The 19,681-nt window shown below is 63.6% G+C and carries 18 protein-coding genes; 8 read left to right on the top strand and 10 right to left on the bottom strand.

All coding sequences use genetic code 11. From position 1 onward, the window contains the following. Window positions 1–265 precede the first annotated feature (265 nt). The 3 genes from R5O87_RS23745 to R5O87_RS23735 all read left to right on the top strand — a co-directional run bounded on the left by R5O87_RS23745 (window position 266) and on the right by R5O87_RS23735 (window position 2,843). Complete coding sequence (locus R5O87_RS23745) at window positions 266–1,042, top strand: SDR family oxidoreductase (RefSeq protein WP_410554642.1); 777 nt, start codon at window positions 266–268, stop codon at window positions 1,040–1,042. 1 nt (window position 1,043) lies between these two features. Beyond that, window positions 1,044–2,099, top strand: a complete 1,056-nt coding sequence (locus R5O87_RS23740) for an L-idonate 5-dehydrogenase (RefSeq protein ID WP_410554641.1) — start codon at window positions 1,044–1,046, stop codon at window positions 2,097–2,099. A gap of 237 nt (window positions 2,100–2,336) precedes the next feature. Further along, window positions 2,337–2,843, top strand: a complete 507-nt coding sequence (locus R5O87_RS23735) for a hypothetical protein (RefSeq protein WP_410554640.1) — start codon at window positions 2,337–2,339, stop codon at window positions 2,841–2,843. 40 nt (window positions 2,844–2,883) lie between these two features. On the opposite strand, the gene R5O87_RS23730 is transcribed toward R5O87_RS23735, so the two are convergent. The 9 genes from R5O87_RS23730 to R5O87_RS23690 all read right to left on the bottom strand — a co-directional run bounded on the left by R5O87_RS23730 (window position 2,884) and on the right by R5O87_RS23690 (window position 11,073). Continuing rightward, on the bottom strand, window positions 2,884–3,483 hold the full coding sequence (locus tag R5O87_RS23730) for a TetR/AcrR family transcriptional regulator (protein WP_410554639.1): 600 nt from the start codon (window positions 3,481–3,483) through the stop codon (window positions 2,884–2,886). Between the two features lie 29 nt (window positions 3,484–3,512). After that, a complete protein-coding gene (locus tag R5O87_RS23725; protein ID WP_410554638.1) occupies window positions 3,513–4,127 on the bottom strand; it encodes a TetR/AcrR family transcriptional regulator in 615 nt (204 codons plus the stop codon). A 6-nt stretch (window positions 4,128–4,133) separates the two neighbouring features. After that, window positions 4,134–5,303, bottom strand: coding sequence for a pyridoxal phosphate-dependent aminotransferase (locus tag R5O87_RS23720; protein WP_410554637.1), 1,170 nt, complete (start codon window positions 5,301–5,303; stop codon window positions 4,134–4,136). 50 nt (window positions 5,304–5,353) lie between these two features. Then, window positions 5,354–6,172 (bottom strand): SDR family oxidoreductase, encoded by an 819-nt coding sequence (locus tag R5O87_RS23715; protein ID WP_410554636.1) that lies wholly within the window; start codon window positions 6,170–6,172, stop codon window positions 5,354–5,356. A gap of 127 nt (window positions 6,173–6,299) precedes the next feature. Next, window positions 6,300–7,340 (bottom strand): 5-oxoprolinase subunit C family protein, encoded by a 1,041-nt coding sequence (locus R5O87_RS23710; protein ID WP_410554635.1) that lies wholly within the window; start codon window positions 7,338–7,340, stop codon window positions 6,300–6,302. After that, complete coding sequence (locus tag R5O87_RS23705; protein WP_410554634.1) at window positions 7,324–8,100, bottom strand: carboxyltransferase domain-containing protein; 777 nt, start codon at window positions 8,098–8,100, stop codon at window positions 7,324–7,326. Before R5O87_RS23705 ends, R5O87_RS23710 begins: the two co-directional genes overlap by 17 nt. A gap of 40 nt (window positions 8,101–8,140) precedes the next feature. Further along, the gene (locus tag R5O87_RS23700; protein WP_410554633.1) at window positions 8,141–8,947 is read right to left on the bottom strand and encodes a LamB/YcsF family protein; all 807 of its coding nucleotides are present in this window, start codon (window positions 8,945–8,947) and stop codon (window positions 8,141–8,143) included. A 95-nt stretch (window positions 8,948–9,042) separates the two neighbouring features. Next, the gene (locus R5O87_RS23695; protein WP_410554632.1) at window positions 9,043–10,392 is read right to left on the bottom strand and encodes an MFS transporter; all 1,350 of its coding nucleotides are present in this window, start codon (window positions 10,390–10,392) and stop codon (window positions 9,043–9,045) included. 48 nt (window positions 10,393–10,440) lie between these two features. Further along, the gene (locus R5O87_RS23690; RefSeq protein ID WP_410554631.1) at window positions 10,441–11,073 is read right to left on the bottom strand and encodes an RraA family protein; all 633 of its coding nucleotides are present in this window, start codon (window positions 11,071–11,073) and stop codon (window positions 10,441–10,443) included. Between the two features lie 273 nt (window positions 11,074–11,346). On the opposite strand from R5O87_RS23690, the gene R5O87_RS23685 reads away from it, so the two are divergent. Genes R5O87_RS23685 through R5O87_RS23670 form a run of 4 tightly spaced genes read left to right on the top strand, consistent with a single transcriptional unit; the run spans window position 11,347 to window position 16,575 of the window. Continuing rightward, window positions 11,347–12,924, top strand: a complete 1,578-nt coding sequence (locus tag R5O87_RS23685; RefSeq protein WP_410554630.1) for an ABC transporter substrate-binding protein — start codon at window positions 11,347–11,349, stop codon at window positions 12,922–12,924. Window positions 12,925–12,939: 15 nt separating this feature from the next. Then, complete coding sequence (locus tag R5O87_RS23680; RefSeq protein WP_410554629.1) at window positions 12,940–13,995, top strand: ABC transporter permease; 1,056 nt, start codon at window positions 12,940–12,942, stop codon at window positions 13,993–13,995. Then, a complete protein-coding gene (locus R5O87_RS23675) occupies window positions 13,988–15,757 on the top strand; it encodes a dipeptide/oligopeptide/nickel ABC transporter permease/ATP-binding protein (RefSeq protein ID WP_410554628.1) in 1,770 nt (589 codons plus the stop codon). The genes R5O87_RS23680 and R5O87_RS23675 overlap by 8 nt, the downstream gene beginning before the upstream one ends. Then, the gene (locus R5O87_RS23670; RefSeq protein ID WP_410554627.1) at window positions 15,754–16,575 is read left to right on the top strand and encodes an ABC transporter ATP-binding protein; all 822 of its coding nucleotides are present in this window, start codon (window positions 15,754–15,756) and stop codon (window positions 16,573–16,575) included. The genes R5O87_RS23675 and R5O87_RS23670 overlap by 4 nt, the downstream gene beginning before the upstream one ends. 82 nt (window positions 16,576–16,657) lie before the next feature. On the opposite strand, the gene R5O87_RS23665 is transcribed toward R5O87_RS23670, so the two are convergent. Beyond that, the gene (locus R5O87_RS23665; RefSeq protein WP_410554626.1) at window positions 16,658–17,206 is read right to left on the bottom strand and encodes a gluconokinase; all 549 of its coding nucleotides are present in this window, start codon (window positions 17,204–17,206) and stop codon (window positions 16,658–16,660) included. Window positions 17,207–17,365: 159 nt separating this feature from the next. Here R5O87_RS23665 and R5O87_RS23660 point away from each other — a divergent pair, with 159 nt between their 5' ends. Next, window positions 17,366–18,307 (top strand): 2-hydroxyacid dehydrogenase, encoded by a 942-nt coding sequence (locus R5O87_RS23660; protein WP_410554625.1) that lies wholly within the window; start codon window positions 17,366–17,368, stop codon window positions 18,305–18,307. Window positions 18,308–19,681: the final 1,374 nt, after the last annotated feature.

Here is a 19,681-nt window from a genome sequence, read left to right as displayed (position 1 = left end):
GCCCGGCCGGGGGGTCCTGCCGACTCGCAGGCCCGGTCTCGCACCAACCGCGAACGGGAAGGGTCTCCCCTGCTTCGGCTAATCATGGTGAGATCGTCCCGGTCCGCACACCCATATGCCCTTTCGCGGAGCAGCGGGACCGAAATAATAAACCTATCGCAAATGAGAAATTATTCTTGACTCTCTGGTTCCACAATCGTAGGCTCGTAAACGTGGCGTACAGCACGCCCGAGCCCCGCAGTGAACGTCGAGAAGAGGCACTTCCATGGACCACCCCTCACCCTTCGATCTGACCGGGCGGACAGCCCTGATCACCGGATCAAGCAGGGGCATCGGGAAATCATTGGCGAACGGCCTTGCGAAGGCGGGTGCGGCCGTTGTACTTCATGGCCTTGACCCTGCCCGCCTGGAAGCTACCCGCAAGGAGCTGTCGGCAGACTTCGGCGGGGACAAGGTAGGCGCCGTTTCCTTCGACATCACCTCGGAAGAAGCTGTGGCCGCGGGCGTCGCCGAAGCGGAAGATGCATTCGGGCCTCTGGACATCCTCGTCAATAACGCCGGCATCCAGCACCGCGTACCGCTGCTGGAACTGGAGCTTGCGGACTGGAACAGGGTGCTCGCTACCGACCTCACGAGCGCATTCCTGGTGGGTCGGGAGGCCGCCCGCCGTATGCTGGACCGCAATCGGGGCAAGATTATCAACATCGGCTCCGTCCAGTCGGACCTTGCCCGGCCCACTATCGGGGCCTACACCGCCGCCAAGGGCGGGCTGCGGAACCTCACCCGCGCGATGACCGCTGAATGGGCATCCCACGGGCTGCAGATCAACGGCATCGCCCCGGGCTACATCCACACCGAGATGACCCAGGTCCTCGTTGACGATGAAGCCTTCAACTCCTGGATCCTCGGGCGGACCCCGGCAGGCCGCTGGGGAACCGTGGATGACCTCTCCGGCCCGGTGACCTGGCTGGCTTCGGACGCCTCCAACTATGTCAATGGACAAACAATTTTCATCGACGGCGGAATGACAACGGTGGTCTGACATGACAACAACAGCAACAAAAACCGTGACCGGCCCCGCCGTGGTGGTCCACGGCGTCGGCGACCTGCGGATCGAAACCATCGAGCACGCGCCACCCGAACCCCACGAGGCCGTGGTGGACATCGCCTATGGCGGCATCTGCGGTTCCGACCTGCACTACTGGCTGCACGGCGCCGCCGGTGAATCCATCCTTCGCGCTCCACTGGTGCTCGGCCACGAAGTAGTGGGCACTGTGGTGCAGGCAGCGGCGGACGGGACCGGACCCGCCGTCGGAACCAACGTGGCCGTTCACCCCGCTACCCCCGGGCCCGGTCCGGCAAAATACCCCGAGGACCGGCCCAACCTTTCGCCCGGATGCACGTACCTGGGCAGCGCGGCCCGCTTTCCCCATACGCAGGGCGCGTTCAGCCGCTATTCGGTGCTGCCTGCCAGGATGCTCCGCCCGTTGCCCGCTGGGCTGGACCTGCGCGCCGCCGCCCTGACCGAACCCGCCAGCGTCGCCTGGCACGCCGTCGCCCAGGCCGGGAACCTGCGCGGCAAGCGTGTCCTTGTGATTGGGAGCGGCCCCATCGGCAGCCTGATCGTGGCCGTGGCAAAGCGTGCGGGCGCCACGGAAATCATCGCCGTCGACATGCATGAAGCGCCGTTGAAGATCGCCAGGGCAGTGGGCGCCACTGACACCATTCTGGCCACGGACTCCGAGGCCATCGCCTCCGTTGAGGCCGACGTCGTCCTGGAATCCTCCGGCAACCACCGTGGCCTCGCTTCAGCGTTGCGCGGCGCCATGCGTGGCGGGAGGGTCGTCATGGTGGGCCTGCTTCCCACCGGCGACCAGCCCGTCCCCATCTCGCTGGCAATCACCCGGGAATTGGAACTGGTGGGCTCATTCCGCTTCAACGACGAGATCGACAGCGTCCTCGCCGCCCTGGCGGACGGATCACTGTACGTCGAGCCGGTAGTGACCCACGAATTTCCCTCCACCCAGGCGCTGGAGGCCTTCAATCTCGCCAAGGACCCTACACAGTCCGGCAAGGTGCTCATCTCCTTCCGCGACTAACAACCGCCCAGCAACCAGGAGCCACAATGATGTCAACCCTGCAAATAAACGCCCGGCGCTGCCGCCCGTCCCGGACCGTCACCGCCTACACTGGAACGCACTGTCCGGATAGTGGCAGGTGGAATCCGAACGGCGACCGGCAAAACGGCCGGTTATTCTTCGAAGGCAGCCTTATGCCGTCCTTCGCCGGAGCTCCCGTAGTTTGGGTGCTGGAGCCTGCGGCAGGAAGGCATTAGCGTGGCAGTCCAACCGCTTCAGGCAGGTGGACGTCGACGCTTTGCGGCCATCGACAAGGAAACGCTCCGAAGTCAGTTGGCATTGAATCGCCAACACATCGCTCAAGCCGATACCAACATCCGGACTGCCATGGGCCACCGGAACGAAACTGTTGCGCAGGCACTGGCCGACCGAGTGGCGGTGGCTGCAATCGCTGAAGCAGCGGGTGTTAAGAAGGTAGACGTCCGCCGTCGGCTCGGCTTGGGTTATGCAGACCTTGCCCCGTTAGGATGGCGGACCGCGTCCCATCTCAGCGCGATCCGCAGCGCCAGCCAGACTTTGGCAGCTGCCATCGATCGGAAATCGGAATTGGAGGCCCGTCGCCGGTCACTGACCGTGATGGCACTGAAGTCGAATCAGCTGGACTTGTTCGAAATCGCTTCGCTGGCCGCGATCCCCGTCGAGATAATCCGCAGCGAAATGCGCGGGATCACCCTTCGAAGCGTCCGGTTGACCCAACAGGGCTGAAAGACGCAACGACCCGCAGGTCGACTGCCACAACCAGGGTTCAGCCCGCTGCTTTACTTTTCCCTGATTTGTCTTGGTCCCAGCCGACGAGAGCTCCGCGGAGCGCGGCAACCAGCCGTTCGGTGGCCTGTTGTTTGGTCAGCCCGACCGTGTTGATGAGATCGAGAATTTCACGGGGATCAAAAAGAATGTTCCACAGGAACATCGCTTCATCTCCCAGAGGGCTAAGGCCCAGCTCAGCACAGGCCTCCCCCAGCGGCCGTTCCAGGGCCTCTGCCTGGACGGTGAGGTAGTAGGCGCCGCTGCGCAGACGGGCAAGGTACCCCTCCCCGGACCTGGTGTAGAGCATGGCACCGCCGTGCTTTACCACCAGATCCACCCATTTTCGGCTGACAGCTTCGAGGAGTTCAAGGCCACCGGTGCTCTGTTTCAGGCTGTAATCGCGCAGCTTCTGGCCCACGTTGAAGCGGTATTCCGCCAGAACGTCCTCGACGGAGGCGAAATGTCGGTAGGCAGTAGCTGTGGAGATCTCGGCGTGCTTGGCGATGTCCGTCATATTGATAGGTCCGCGGCGTGCTGCAAAGAGCGCGCCGGCGGCGTTGACGAGTTCCCTGCGGTTACGTTGGGTGTCGCTTCGCACTCCCCAGCCCCTTTCTGTTGCTACCCAGCTTATGGCCTGTGCCCGGCCTCCGGGCTGCACCAGCCTTTCAAAGCGGCAACCAACGTGGCGACCAAGCGCCGCGCAGTGTCCTCGGGGCCCAGCCCCAAGGTATCGATCAGATCGAAGATTTCGCGGGGATCGAAAAGGATGTTCCACAGGAACATGGCTTCGTCACCTGGATCATCAACACCGAGTTCCAGGCAGGTGTCCCGCAACGCCGGGCTGAGCGCGTCAGCCTGCACGGTCAGGTGCGTGGCGCCGGTGCGCAGCCGCGCGAGGTAGCCTTCGCCCGACCTCGTGTGGACCATCGCCCGACCGTGGGTGACCACGAGTTCCACCCATTTCGTGCTGACCACACGCAGCATTGCCAGCCCGCTAACCTGCTGCTGGCGGCTGTACTCCAGGAGCTCACTGCCGACGTCGAAGCGGAAGCGCGCAAGAACCTCGTCCACAGAGGCAAAGTGGCGGTATGCGGTGGCGGTGGAGACTTCCGCGGCCCGGGCGATGTCAGCCATAGTGGCCTGACGGCCCTCTGCGAAGAGCCTGCCGGCGGATCTGATGATGTGCTTCCGGTTGCGCAGCGTATCGCTGCGCAACCCGGAAGCTGTGCTGATGGTGGCCATGTGTTGCTACTTCAGGGCTGCCAGGCCGGCGGCCAGCCGTTCCACCCCGGTGGCGATAGCTTCGGCGCTGGCGGCGTAAGAAAGCCTTAGGTGGAATTCCCCGTTGCGGCCGAACTCGCTGCCGGGCCGTACTGCCACACCGTGGTTGCGCAGGTGCGCCACCATTTCTGCTGCGGGCAGGTCCGCGTCGTACTTGGGGAACAGGTAGAACGCTCCCTCCGGTGAGCTGACCGTCAACCCCGGAATGTCCTTGAGCCCGTTGTACATCAGTTCCCGGCGGCCCTTGTAGGAGGCGTGCATCCGCTCGATGTCGGGGCCGCAGGTTTCCAGTGCGGTGAGGGCGGCCAGCTGCACGGCGGTGTTCATGGAGCCGTTAAAGGTGTTGTGCACCCGGGCCGCGGCGGCCAAGACGTCGGAGGGGCCCCAGAGGTAGCCCACGCGCCAGCCAGTCATGGCGTAGCTCTTGGAGAAGGTCTGGCAGTAGATGGTGCGCCCGGCCAGGCCTTCGATTTCCAGGGCGGAGGTAAACGGCTCAGGGGTGTAGACCAGATCGCTGTAGGCCTCGTCAGAGAGCACCAGGATGTCCGTTCCGGCCACCATGCCGGCCAGGGCCTCCAGCTCCGCGCGGGAGTGGACGATGCCCGTGGGGTTGGAGGGGTTACAGAAGACGAACATCTTCGCACCCTCCAGCGCAGCGGCCAGCTTTTCCAGGTCCCAGTGCAGGTCCTCCGCCAAAGGCACGGGGACGATGGTGCCGCCGGCCATGCTGACCAGGTCCGCGTACAGCGAATAGGTGGGGTCCGGGATGACGACCCTGTCTCCGGGGTTGACCGTTCCGAGGATGGCCGCCGCCAGTCCTGCAGTGCCGCCCTGGGTGATCAGGATGTCGCCGGTACTGACGGGAGAACCCAGGAGCGTGCCGATCCGCGCGGCCAGCGCGTCCCGCAGCGCCGGTTCACCCAGCAGGGGTGAGTAGTGCGTGTGGCCGTCCTGCAACGCCTTCGCAGCTGCGTCCCGGACCTGCTGCGGGGTCTCGAAGTCGGGTTCGCCCATGGCCAGGGACACCAGGTCGCCGCTGGACTGGGGCTGCTGGACGCGAAGGGATGTCCGGAGTACCCGCTGGACTGCTTCCGACGGCGGGAAGGTGAGGACGCGGGGGGATGCAGGGATGGTCATGGTGTCCTTTCAGACAAGAAATCGAAGGGTGTGCCGCGGGGACCGTGGTCCTAGGCGGTTGCCTGGTCTGCGGCGGTTTCGGGGACGTGCTCTGCGGGGGCGCCGGTCCAGCGGCTGATTTCGATATCACCGGAGGTGTCCCGCTGCATGGTGGGGGCGATGACTAGTTCCTGGACGACGGTCCGCTGTGGCAGGGTTGCCACGAGGTGGATGGCGCGTGCCACGTCCTCGGGCTGAACCATGGCGTCCCGTTCCTCCTGGCGGGGCGGCCGGGCGCGGTTGTCCAGGATGGGCGTCGCCGTTTCGCCAGGCAGGATGGTGACCGCGCGAAGCCCGTCGTTCCGGAAAGTGGTGTGCAGGTAGGTCATGAAGTTCCGGACCGCGGCCTTCGCGGCACCGTAAGCGGCTCCGCCGAGCAGGTTGGGGTTCACCGCGGCGAGGGAGGACACCGTGATGATGGTCCCGGTGTTGCGACCGAGCATGTCCGGCAACACGGCCTGGCTGAGCAGGAACACGGCATTGAGGTTGACGTCCAGGACCTGGTTCCATTCCTCCTCGGCGATCCACCGTACGTTGAGGACTTTGCTGGCGCTGCCGGCGTTGTTGATAAGGATGTCCACCGGCCCAACGTTCTCCCGGGTCCACGCCACGAGCGTATTGACCTCGTCCTTGTTGGCGATGTCTGCGGTCCGGACGTGGGACCGTCCTCCGGCTGCCGTGATCTCTGCGGACAGTTCGTCAAGAATGTCTTGCCGGCGCCCCACGAGCACCAGGGCGGCCCCTTCGGCGGCGAGCAGCTTGGCGGTCTCGCGGCCCATGCCGGTTCCGGCGCCGGTGATGATGGCGACCTTGCCGTTCAGTAGCTTCATAGTGCCTCTCCTTCTTCCGGCGCGGTGCGGTGCGTGGCACCGCACCGCGCCGGGATAACCCGCTAAACAAGAACAAAATTCTATTTGAGAATAGTTTCTCATTTGAAACTCGCGGCGTCAACAGTATTTATGCTGCCCGGATGTCCGGCGGGCTGCTTCCCGGCGCTTCGTGTAAAGGGAGCCCAACGGCGGCGAACAGGCTCTGCACTCTGTCTTCCAGGGCCGTGAGTAGACGCTGCTGCTCCCTCCAACGTTCCACGGCGGCTTCGTTGCTGAGCCAGCGGAAGGTCATCTTCCGGCCGGGGCGGGCCTGGCCAAGCAGTGGCAGAGAGGCTTTGGCGGCGACTGCCACGATGGGATAGCCGGCGGTCAGGGTCCGTGAACGGCCCAGGATGATCAGTTCGTCGCCGTGGGGGATCTCGAAGGCGCCGATCGGAACGCCGTGCGAGATGATTTCGCCGAGCCCCTCCGGGTGGATAACAGGCCCGTTCAGACGGAGTCCGACGTGGTTGGATTTAGGGCCCACGGTGTAGACGCTGCCACTCAAGAGTTCCCTGATACCTGGCGTCCCTGCTGTTTCCGGCCCGCCCACCACATCGATGGTCCACACGTTGGCGCTGAAGTCCGGTACGGGTACCGGTAGCCGGAACAGCGGCTGGCCCAGATAAGGCTGGCTGAATCCCTGGTAGCGGCTGTCCAGCCCCACCTTGTGGCCGGCGGCGAGTTGCTGCGGGAAACCCATCCGTGACTCCGGCGCGACGCTGCCCATGAAGCGTGGCGCATCGAGCTCACCGCTGAATGCCAGGTAGTTGCGCATCCCGTCCCGCGCGTTGGTAATGAGCACGCGGGTTTTAGCCGGTACGCAGACCGGCTGCCACATACCTACTGGTACTCCCCCGACAATAACGTCCGCCGGGGTCCCGGTGACGGAAATGAAGACGTCCCGGGAGGCGGTGAAGGCGAACCGTCCGCCCATGATTTCCATCAGTGGCGCTCCCCGCCGGTTGCCTACCAGGATGTTCGCGGTGGCGGCAGAGAGCTGGTCGGCGGCACCGCCGCAGGGTACCCCGAGGTACTCCGAGTCCTCCCGGCCCAAGTCTTGGAAGGTGGATAACCAGCCGGACTCGCTGATGGTGATGGTTACGTCCTGCTCACGCGTCGGATCCATGCCGGCCGCCTTCCTGCTGGTGTGCGGGCCGGAGGAACTGGCCTTTCAGCTCTGTCCAGCGGCTTTCGGCAATGACCTCGAACCTGACGCGATCCCCTGGTTGGTATGACGTCGGAGGATTCTCGTGGATGTCACAAATGGTCAAGGGCGTGCGGCCGATGACCTTCCAGCCGCTTGGCCCGGGGAACGGCTGGATGATTGCGCTGGTCCCGGCCACCATCACCGAACCCGGAGCGACATCCGTCCTGGGCTCGGCGCACCGGCTGACCTGGCCAGGGAAATTAACGCCGGCCATCATGGGGGCCATGGCGGCCGCAAGCAGATTGATGGTCAGCACGGAGGAAGTCAGCGCTGCGAGTGTGGCGTCCTGGCTGAGTCCGAGTTCCTCGGCCACGACCGGGAGGTCCGGGGAGAACTCGGCGCTGACCACCATGGGGAGGATGAACTCCCTAGCCCCGGCGCCGCCGCCAGTGTCATCGAGTCCCAGGTTAGCCACGGCCAGACGAATTGTCTGGGCCAGTTGGCCGTGGCTGACGGACAGGCAGTCGAACTCCACCAGCAGCGATTCAGCTCCTGCCACGAGGTTCAGCATTCCGTAGGGACGGACGTTCAGGAGGATGTCCCGCAGCCTGCGCGCCCCGGTCCGCCGGGCCTCGGCGTCGTTGTCGGCGATCCTGAGCATGAGAGCTGAATCCCCGAAAGGTTCTGCTTCCAGGCCGGGCGGGCGGAGGGCGGCTGCTGACGGTGGTTGCGTGATCATCTGTCCTGCTCGACGGTGCTGACGGCGGTCAAGGGAGAGCTCAGACTGCGGCTGCTGCTTTTGCCTTTTCGGCAAGGACTTCCTGGAGCCCGGTAGCGGTGATACCGGCTTTGTCCAGGGCTGCGCGCAGGGCCGTGCCGTTTTGCAGGACCTGGGGATGGTCCCCGTGCAGCAGGACGACATCGGCGTCATGACCGAGTGGGACCACCTTGCCGGTCACAGCGCGCACGGTCCCCTCGGTGACCACCTGGACAACGCGGCGGCCGATCTCTTCGGGGTCGTGCAGCAGGGCGCCCTCCGTGCTGCGGGAGACAGGCATTCCGTCCTCACCGTAGCCCCGGTCGGCAAGGAACACGTAGCCCACTTCAAGCCCGCGCTTGCGGGATTCGTCGGCAAGCAGGCCGTTTTGGCAGATGACGATGTAGGAAGGGTCGTAGGCCTTTACCGCGTCGGTGATGGCGCGGGCGTGCTTGGCGTCGGTCTGGGCGATGCTGCCCATCCGGCCGTGCGGGGCTACGTGGCTGATCTTGCCGCCGTGGATCCGGGCAAAGGCGTCCAGGGCACCGATTTGATAGAGGACATCTGTGCGGATCTCTTCTTCGCTGGCTTCGATGAGGCGGCGGCCGAAGCCCACCAGGTCCGGGTAGCCGGGGTGGGCGCCCAGCTCGATGCCGCGCTCCACACAGGACTTCACGGTGGCATCCATGACGCGCGGATCGCCGGCGTGAAAGCCGCAGGCGATGTTGGAGGCGGTGACCAGACCCAGCAGGGCGTCGTCGTCGCCGATGGTGTAATTTCCGTAGCTTTCGCCGAGGTCTGCGACGACGGCGACTGAGTTGATGCCCAAGGTGACTCCCTATGGTTCGTGTGGTGCTTCTGGTGCTGTGGTGCAACGGTGGTCGTTTGCCGGCAAGGCGGCAGGCCGCCGCCATGCGGGTTGCTTTAGTGGGTGGCCAGCGGCTGGCCCTTGGTTTCCTTCAGGAAGAAGACGGACACCAAGGTGATGATGGCAGTGGCGATGGAGGCGTAGGCCGGGACCATGCTGTTGCCGGTGGCCTTGATGATTTCCGTCATGACCAGCGGGGCGCTGCCTCCGAAGATGATGGTGCTGATGCTGAAGCCGATGCTGTAAGCGCTGTAGCGGACGGTGGTGGGAAACATCTCCGTCAAGACGGTGTGGACGACGGCGGCGTGACCGGAGAACGCAATAGCCAGCACGACGGTTGCCACGCAGGCAAGCAGCATGTTGCCGGTGGTGATCATGGCGAACATGGGGTAGGAGACAACTGCCATCAGTACGGCGGACAGGATCATGACGGGTTTGCGGCCAACGCGGTCGGAGAGGCGGGCCATCAGCGGAATGGCGATGATGATCGCCACGAGGCTGAAAGCGGTAACGGTCAGTGCCTGCACCATGGAGAAGTTGTTGCCCGTGCCGAGCTGGGTCTTGAGGTAGGTAGGCATGTAGGCGAAGAGCAGGTAGTAGCGGGGGCCGTTCAGAGCGGGCAGGAAGATCGTCAGCGCGATGGCCTTCAGGTGACGCTTGGAGGTGAAGACGGAGCGCAGCGGGTTGCGTTCCACTTCGTTGCGCTCACGCAGCGCGGCGAAGTGCGGGGTGTCTTCCATCTTGGAACGGATGTAGTAGCCAACGTATCCCAGCGGGAGGGCGAAGAGGAACGGAACGCGCCAGGCCCAGGATTCCATGGTGGAATCACCGAGCGTGGTGATCAGGACCGCGGAGAAGGCACTGCCGAAGAGCAGGGCGCAGAAGGATCCCACGGCGATGAAGCTCATTGCGAAATTGCGGTGGCGGTTGTGCGCGTATTCGCCCACGAAGGCCATGGCTCCTGCCACCTCGCCGCCGGCGGAGAAGCCCTGCAGGATGCGGAACAGGATCAGCAGCGCCGGGGCGGCCCAGCCGATCACGGACGAGGAAGGGATGAGGCCGATGCACGCCGTGGCGCCCGAGATCATCAGCAGCAGGACGGCCAGCAGGTTCTTGCGGCCCAGTCTGTCGCCCAGATAGCCGCAGATGACGCTGCCGAAGGGACGGGCGAGGAAGCTGACGAGGAATCCGACGTTGGTCAACAGGAGCGATCCGGCGTCCTTGGACCCCATGATGTTGATGGCCAGGTATGTCGTCAGCAACCCGTAGATGCCATAGTCGTACCACTCCACGAAGGAGCCCATGGTGCCGGCGAAGGTTGCCTTTCGCACCACTTTGCCGTCGGCGGTGACGACCTTGATTTGTGCGGTGTTCAGTTCCACTGAGTCCGTCGATGCAGTAGTCATTGGATGTCTTTCAGTCTAGGGCTGGTTCAAGACGCCGGGTAGCTGCGGTCAGCTGTATTCCCGGGTAATTTCGGCCGTCATTTCGGCCTCGTGGGCGGCGACGGCGATGACGCGTTCCAGGATTTCGGCTGCTCGGGCCTGGGGGATGATGACGACGCCGTCATCATCAGCGGCGACGATGTCACCGGCGGCGCAGACAATGCCACCGATGGCGACGGGTTCGCCGATAACGCCGGGGCCGTTTTTGAATGGACCCGCAGGGGTGACGCCCCGGGCGAAGACGGGGAATTTGATCTCGGTGATCGTGTGCCGGTCGCGGACATAGCCATCGATCACGGCGCCGGTTGCCCCTGCGGCTTCGAACCGCTGGGACAGCTGCTCGCCCACGAGGGCCCTGTGCTCGTGGCCGAAGCCGTTGATTACCACCACGTCGCCGGGCTGGATGTAGTTCAGCGCCTCGATCACGGCGGCGTTGTCACCCGCCGCGCCGAGGACCGGGAGGGCGGAGCCGACGCAGTGGGCGCCGGACCAGATGGCACTAATCCCGCCATCGACGATGCCCAGTCGTTCCATGGCGTCGCCGATGTTGGCCACCGGAAAGGCCTCGAAGGCCTTGACCAGTTCCCGCGGCGGCCGCGTCCAGGTGGCTTTGCGGACCGTGAGTTCAAGGGTTGTTGCCATGCTTGTCACCTTTGCTGGTTCGGACGACGCCGGCCCCGGAGATCAGCTGGATCAAATGAGGCGGCAATCACATATGAGAAAAGTTTCGCGTTTGTTTGCCAATCCGTCAAGGGGCTGGACCGGGGGCTTTGTTGCCGACGTGTAAATTCCGGTCGCCGATGTAACGAGAGTGTGTCAGCTCACAAATTTTCGTTGACTTGCCCTGCGCAATAAGAGAAACTCTTCTCATTCGCGAAGTTTCTCGCAGATTAATGCTTGTATCGAGGAGACACCATGCATGGACGAGTTACCTCCCTTGCCGCGGCCGCGGCGGCAGCAGCGTTGCTGCTGACCGGCTGTACCACGGGCACCACAGCCTCCGGAGGAAACAGCGGCGCTGCCGGCCCGTCAACGGACACCATCCGCACAGCCCTAAACGCCGACCCCACCACCTTTAATGCGGCCAAGGCCAACGCCAAGGATGACTACGAAGTGGCGCGTTTCCTCTTCGACACCGTTGTCCGCCGCGACGCGGACGGTAAGTTCATCGGCGGACTCGCCACTGACTGGAAGTCCACTGCGACGGATGCTTCTCTGACCATCCGCAAGGACGCGACCTGTGCCGACGGCACGGCCATTACCCCCACCATCGTGGCCAAGTCCCTGAACTACTTCGCCGATCCGGCCACCAAGAACAACTTCGGCAAGCTGGTCTTCGGTCCAGGCCAGCCCACCATCACCGCTGACGATGGTGCCGGCACCGTTTCGATCAAGCTGGCGCAGCCGTGGTCCGAGCTCATCGGAGGCCTGACCCTCGCCCAGACCGGCATAATCTGCCCCGCCGGTTTCGCCGACCTCGACGGCCTGGCGAAGGGAACTGTACAGGGTGCCTTCTCCGGCCCCTACACGCTGACCAAGGCCGGCCACGGCGTCAGCTACGACATGACCCTGCGCCAGGATTACAAGGCATGGCCAAAGTGGTCCAAGGCGCCGCAAGGAACCCCCGCCAAGACCGTACGGTTCTTCCCGGGGGTCAACAAGACCACGGTAGCCAACCAGCTCCTTACGGGCGAGATGGATGTCTCTGACATCGCACCGGCCGACACGGGCCGCTTCGAGGGCAATAAGGACTACACGATCACCACGGTCCCGTTTGCCGGCATCTTCCTGCTCTTCAACCAGCGGCCCGGCAGCCCCTTCACTGATCCGGCGCTCCGGAAAGCGGTGGCCCAGCTGATGAACCAGCAGGCCTTCAACGCCGCGGCGTACGCCAACAAGGGCATCACGTACAACTCCATCGTCGCTCCCACTGTGGCCTGCGCCCTCCAGGACAACTCGCACATCACCAAGGAAGACGCTGCAGCGGCCAAGGCGGTTCTTGCCGGCAAGACGTTCAAAATGGTGGGCACCACCAGCATCGGCCCCAACGGCGCCGGCAGCACCTACGTCCAGGAAGCCCTCCGCGCCGCCGGTGCAACAGTTGACCTGAACCTCGTGGACAACGGAACGTGGGCGACCATGACCCAGACCAAGCCTGAAACCTGGGACATGACCGTCCAGGGTGACGCCAACTTCGTCGGAACCGTAGCTGCCTCCTTGACCCGCATCGCCGGTGTTCCCACCGACAAGGGTGGCCGCAACATCGGCGGCGGCGAAAACGCCGATATCCTCGCCGACATTTCCACGGCGCAGGCAGCCACTAATGACACCCAGCGGTGCGATGCCTACACGAAGGCACAGATCAGCGCCCTCGAAGACAACGACATCTACCCGTTCGTTGGCGAACCACAGATCGTCGCCCAGCGCCCGGGATTCTCCATCCAGGCACCCTCAGGCATTGTCGACTACGGCACCCTGCGGATCACCAAGTAAGTAAAGGTTCAGGACATGACCGAACCCACGATGCTCTCCAAGGAAGCTGTCATCCTTCAGGAGAGCCAAACCCCGGGAGCCGCCCCTTCGGGCTCCCGGGGTGCCCCCCGGGGTCTTTCGCCCTGGGGCAGCTACGCCCTTCGCCGGACCGGGGGCGTCCTGCTGTCCGTGGCTCTTCTCGTCGTCGTGACCTTCTTCATGGTGCCGCTGATCCCCGGCGATCCCGCCGTGGCGGTTGCCGGAGCCGACGCCACCAGCGAACAAATCGAAGCGATCCGGCAGAACCTGGGACTAAACCAGCCCCTGCACCTGCAATTCATCCAGTACATCGGGCACCTGTTCACAGGCAACCTTGGCGAGTCCTTCGCCTACAGCACGTCGGTGTCCTCGATCATTGCCACCAAGCTGCCGTTCACCGCCGAAATCGCCATCCTCGGCATCCTGGTGACCCTGCTGATCTCCATCCCCACCGGCATGGCTGTAGGCATCCTGACCCGCGGAGGCCGCAGGAAGTGGATGGATGTCTCGTTTGGAATGCTCACCGGCTTTTTCCAGGCCGTGCCGCAGTACGTCATCGCCACCATGCTGGTCGTCGTCTTTGCGATTGTCCTCAAGGTCCTCCCAGCCGCGGGCGCGGCGACCCTGAGCTCCCTGATCTTGCCCGTGGTAGGGCTGTCGATCGCTCCGATCTGCTCCATCGCACGCGTGGTCCGCCGCGAGACCGCCACCGTCCTGGAGCAGGACTACCTCAGGACGGCCCGCGGCCGGCGGCTTCCGGCGCTGCGGCTGTATGCCCGCCATGCGCTGCCCAACCTGATGACCACCACCCTCACCCTTGCCGGCCTGATCCTGGCGGGCATGCTGGGCGGAGCCATCATCATCGAGAACGTCTTCAACTGGCCCGGGCTTGGCAAGGAAATCGTCACCGCCATCATCAACAAGGACTACCCGGTGATCCAGGGCATCATCCTCGTCCTGGGCTTCCTGGCCATCATCCTCAACCTGCTGGTCGACGTCATACTCGGCATCATCGATCCGCGCACCCTCGGAGGGGGAAGGTCCCATGGCTGAAACGCGCCGCGCCAAGCGCCGCTTCCGGTGGACCACCGGACTCATCCTCGGCATCGTCCTGATAACCGTCATGATTCTGGTAGGCGTCCTCGCACCCCTGTTCCTCTCGGACGCCGCCGAAAAGCTCACCCCAAACCCGTCCCAAGGACCAGGTCCCGGGCACTGGCTGGGCACCGACGACTTCGGCAGGGACGTCCTGGCACGCTCCCTCGTCGCCACCCGGCTTACCCTTGTGATGACCGCTGCGACGACTGCCATCGCCGTCGTCGGCGGCGTCCTCATCGGTACGTTCATCTGGCTCGCGCCACCGAGGGTCCGCAATGCCGTCCTGCGCGTCATCGATGCTGCCGTAGCGTACCCCAGCCTGATCTTCGCGCTGCTGATCGCAGCGATCCTCGGGCAGGGTGCGTCCTCTGCCGTGCTCGCCATTGCTATCGCCAGCATCCCGGCGTTCGCCCGTCTCACTGCCAACATGGCGGCCTCTATTTCCCAACGCAACTACGTCTCCACAGCACGCCTGCTGGGCGTTCCCGGTCCACGGATCATCACCAGGCATCTGCTGCCCAACATGGCCGAGCCGCTGCTGGTGCTGACCGCCACCGTGTTCGCCACCACGCTGATCGAACTGTCCAGCCTGTCCTTCATCGGCCTCGGCGTGCAGAACCCCCAGTACGACTTCGGGCGCCTGCTCAACGAATCCCTCGTCAACATCTACTCCCAGCCGCTCCAGGCAGTAATGCCGTCGATCATGATCACAGTGGCAGGCCTGAGTGCCATGCTCATCGGCGATGGACTCGCCGCGGCGACCGACCCGCGCGGCGGACGGAAGTTCGGCAGCGTCAAAGCCGCATCCGAGGTTCCTGCCTCGTTGCGGGCAGATACGACAGCCCTGGTCGAAGTGGACAACCTCACCGTCAGCACGCCTCACGGCGTCCCGCTGGTCAAGGGTGTCTCCCTCAGCATCCACCCCGGCGAGGTCGTAGGTCTCGTGGGTGAGTCAGGCTCGGGCAAGTCACTGACCGCGATGTCCATCGCGGGCCTGCTCCCGGAGGAACTTATCGTCACCGCCCGGACCATGCGGCTGGGCGAGATGAACCTCCTGAAGAAAAACGACCCGCGCGCCCTGGCAACCTCCATCGGACTGGTGTACCAGGACCCGGGTACCAGCTTCAATCCTGCCCTTCGAATTGGCTCCCAACTGACCGAAGTCAGCAGGGTTCACCTGCGCCAGTCGAGGAAAACGGCCTACGCCCGGATGGTCAAAGCCCTGGCGGATATCCGCATCACCGAGCCGGAAAAGCGCATGAGCCAGCACCCGCACGAACTTTCAGGCGGCATGCTCCAGCGGGCGATGATCGCTTCGACCCTGGTCACGGATCCGCGGCTCATTATTGCCGACGAACCCACTACCGCCCTGGACGTGACTGTCCAGGCAGATGTACTGCGGCAGTTCCGCACCATCAACAGGGAAATGGGCACAGCCATGCTCTTCATTTCCCACGACATCGGCGTGGTCCAAGCCCTCTGTGACAAGGTCATCGTGATGAATGGCGGAAAAATTCTCGAACGCCTTACCGGTGAACAGCTGGCGGCCGGAAACGTCCGGCATCCTTACACCAAGGCCCTGCTCGCCGCTACCCCAAGCATCGCCGAACGCAAGGCCGAACTCGTCTCCGTCCGCGCCCAAGACTTCACCTACGACGAGGTCCCCGAGGATCCCGCCGGAGCCGACGTCACCGAAGAAAAGAGGCAAAGGCCGTGACAAGCACTTCAACCGGCCCAGAGGCCGTCCTGGAAGTCCGTGACCTCGAAGTCACCTTCGGCTCAGGGCACGCTGCAGCCAAGGTCCTGAAGGGGGTTTCGACCTCCATCCAACGCGGCAAGACGCTCGGTATCGTGGGCGAATCCGGATCCGGAAAATCAACACTGGCCAAGGCCATTGTTGGCCTCAACCCCCTCAGTGCAGGCAGCATCTCGATCAACGGCCAGGACATGGCGGGCATGAGCCGCACCCAGCGCCGGGCCATCTACCGCGAAGTCCAAATGATTCCGCAGGACCCGTATTCATCGCTGAACCCCCGCCGCACCATCGGTCAGACGCTGGCTGAAGCGATCAACCCTGTCCGCTCCAATCCAAAGCTCCACCGGGAAAAGATCTCCCGCTGGCTCTCCACTATCCGCCTCGACCCCGAGGTAGCCGACCGTTACCCCCACGAGTTCTCCGGGGGCCAGCGCCAGCGCATTGCCATCGCCCGCGCCCTGGCAGTGGAACCAAAGCTGATCATCGCCGACGAAATCACCTCCGCCCTGGACCTGTCCGTCCAGGCAGAGATCCTGAACCTGATCAGCCGACTCCGGGCGGAACTCGACCTGACGATGGCGTTCATTTCTCACGACCTGGACGTCGTCCACCATGTCAGCGATGAAATCATGGTGCTCTTCCACGGCGAAGTGGTCGAAAGAGGTGATGTGGACAGTGTCTACGGCAACCCGAAGCACCCCTACACACGCAAGCTCATCGACTCCGTCCCAGGTGGCCCCGGCTTCGACATCGGCGAACGCCGCAGTGCGGTTGCCTGACTACGGGCAAGAAGCCAAAAAGCCGGCCCGGGCACCCAGCCCGGACCGGCTTTCCGCGTTAACCAGGTAGTCGTTCTCCTGCTTATCCCGCGGCCGGTGTCGCCGTTGCTGCGGCAGTATTGGACTGCAGGACTGTAACTGCCTCCTCGACCAACTCGGCCGGGGGCTTGCGCACGTCCAAGAGCACGTGGGCTTCATCGGGCTCGAGTGGTTCCAGGGCTTCCAGCTGCGACGCCAGCAACGTCACCGGCATGAACTCATGGTTGCGGCCAGCCATGCGGGCCGCGAGTGTTTCCGCCGAGCCCTCGAGATGCACGAACACCATCTCCGGTGCGTACTCCCGGAGCAGATCGCGATAGCGGCGCTTCAGTGCCGAACAGGCAACAATGACGCCGCTGCTGTCCCTCTGGCCTGACTTCAAGGTCCGCCCGATGGCCTCGAGCCAAGGCCACCGGTCGCCATCTTCCAAGGGGATGCCTGCCCCCATTTTCTCTTTGTTTTGCGCCGGGTGCAGGTCATCACCGTCGATGAAACGGACACCCAGCCGCTGGGCCAGCAGCGCCCCAATGGTCGATTTTCCCGAACCCGATACGCCCATGATGACTAAGGGCCGAAAGCTGTGGTTATTCATCTCGATTTGCCTCCGCAAAGCTCTTGCCTGTCGCTGCCTGAAGTGCGATGATTGTCACACATGAGAAAAGTTTCTCAGATTGGGATTGACCAAGTCAATGGTCTTCGCGAGGACCCGGCCATCCCGTCTGAGCCGGCAACTACCGATGAGGCGCACCCGATGCAGACAGTCCGCACAGTCACTTTCCCTGATCAGGACCTGCTGGCCCGGCTCCAGCCCCTGCCGGCAGGCATCCAGGCCTCGGTCTGGGACCTCAAGTCCGATCCGAAGGACATCGACCTTGCCGAAATTGATGGCGTCGTCCTGCCGTACATTGATGCATCTGATGTCCTTGGCTCCCTGTCCAAGGCGCCCAACCTGAAATTCGTCCAGACCCAGTCCACGGGATTCGACGGCGTTCGGGAAGCCGCGGGGCCCTCCGCGGCCGTGGCCAGCGCCTCAGGCGTCCACGCGGCAGCCACGGCGGAACTGGCCATCGGCCTCATCATTGCCAAGCTCCGTGGCATCGATGAAGCAGTACGAAACATGCAGACCGGAAGCTGGCTGCCGCAGCGGCGATCCTCCCTGGCTGACAGGCGAGTCGTGCTGGTGGGCGTCGGTGGCATCGGCAATGAGATCGCCAAACGCCTGGCGCCTTTCGAAGTGGAGCTCACCCGGGTAGGCAGTTCAGCCCGTGAAGACAGCGTCGGCCACATCCACGCATCCTCCGAGCTCGCCGGACTGGCCAAGGAGCACGACATCCTTGTCGCCGTCACTCCGCTGAACGAACGCACACACCAACTCGTGGACGCCGTCGTCTTGGCCGCTTTGCCGGACGGGGCCCTGGTGGTCAATGTGGGACGCGGACCTGTCGTGGACACCGCCGCCTTGACGGCGGAAGTTCTCAGCGGCCGGCTGCACTGCGCACTGGATGTCGTCGATCCCGAGCCGCTTCCCTCAGACCACCCCCTCTGGTCATCCCCCAACGCCCTCATCACGCCGCACATCGGCGGCAACGCCTCAGCCTTCGAACCGCGAATCGTTAAGTTCCTGTCCGCACAACTCGCTGCCCTGGCCAGCGGTAACCGACCGCAAAATCTCGTTCAGGACGGACCCTTCTAACGCTTCGCATCGCCCATCAGCAACGGGGTTCGACACGAGACCCCATCCATCTACAACACCGTTTACTGACCCGGAGAATCGACAACAGTCATGAAGAGCAGAGCACTCGTCCATCGGAAGTTCGAAGACCGACTCTCTACGGTCCGTTCGCAAGGCGGATCACCAGCCGCAGGCGCACCCGGCTCCTCTACGGCCGGCCGGGAGCCCTCCAAAGGAAGGAAAGACCTGTCCTTCGGCAATCACAGCAGAGGTGCCGGAGAGGCTGCGGCGGCGAGAATCACGGGCAGCCTTCGATGAGGCGAGCATCATCTCTGAATTTAGGACCAGGTACTCGAGCAGTCACCGGCGTGCATGCCCCAGCAAGTGGGTGGTGGCGACCAGAGGATGATCCGCACCCCTTCCGCTACGTTGCCAAAGGCGATTTGATGCCCAGTTTGGGAGGCAACGCGACCCAGTGGGTACTTGAGTACTTACTGCGTCCGTCCGAACGTGCCAACCTCGTCCGGCCCCAGCGCACTGATCCTCAAACCAGGGAACGTGAGAAAGCAGAACATTTTGGACCTTCACCCGCTACCTGACTGGCAACAAGCATTAGGACAACAGGTGGAAGTTAGACGAGCAGGCGCGATAATCCGCTCCGGAGTGGTCGATGCCGTCACCTCGGATAGTTCAATACTTTGGATATCAGCCGCAGGAGCCGAGACAAGAGCAATGTACGAACGGACGGAGGGCTATGAGGTATTCACTACGTACGAAGTGAATAGCGTTCCGACTCAAACTTAGACCCCCGGCATGACCGGGCCTTCCTCTCCCCTGCCTCACGCGGCACCGGTCACTATACGGAATCAACAGCATTACACCGAGTCTCGTTACCCCCCCGGGTTTTTCGACCACGGGCCGCAGAAGCGCCTCTGATACAAGCACATCGCACGCATCCGTAATTCTTCTCTTGTCTCAAGTGCTGCTGCAACTAGCTCGCCACTGACAGAGTCGGCCCTGTCGAAGAGAAATGCCCGGCCTGGATCCAGCGGTTGGGCGGCAGATCTCTGATGCAATTTTCTGGTTCTAATGGACAAACAGACTCCGCAGGGCGTTGGCCCAGTGTCTCCTGCAGCGCCCCCTCAAACCCGACGGGCGCAGACCCAGCGATTGGCGCCCCGGGCCGTGCTTGGGTGCTCCAATCGAGCTTGCCAGCACACGAGCCGTGAAGACATCAGTCTTTGAGGGTGCAACTGTACCGACAGTGTAGGAGCTGGTGGTCTTTGGCCAAGATGGCCCCTTGCCCTTCATCCTCCACACATACACGACTCCGTGGGAACTCGCGACAGACCCGGCCCGCCTTGATTGACTGACGGTGGTCGTTATCGTGAATTT

It is taken from the genome of Arthrobacter globiformis (assembly GCF_046536215.2).
GTDB lineage: Bacteria > Actinomycetota > Actinomycetes > Actinomycetales > Micrococcaceae > Arthrobacter > Arthrobacter globiformis_E.
This window is presented reverse-complemented; position numbering and strand designations above follow the sequence as displayed.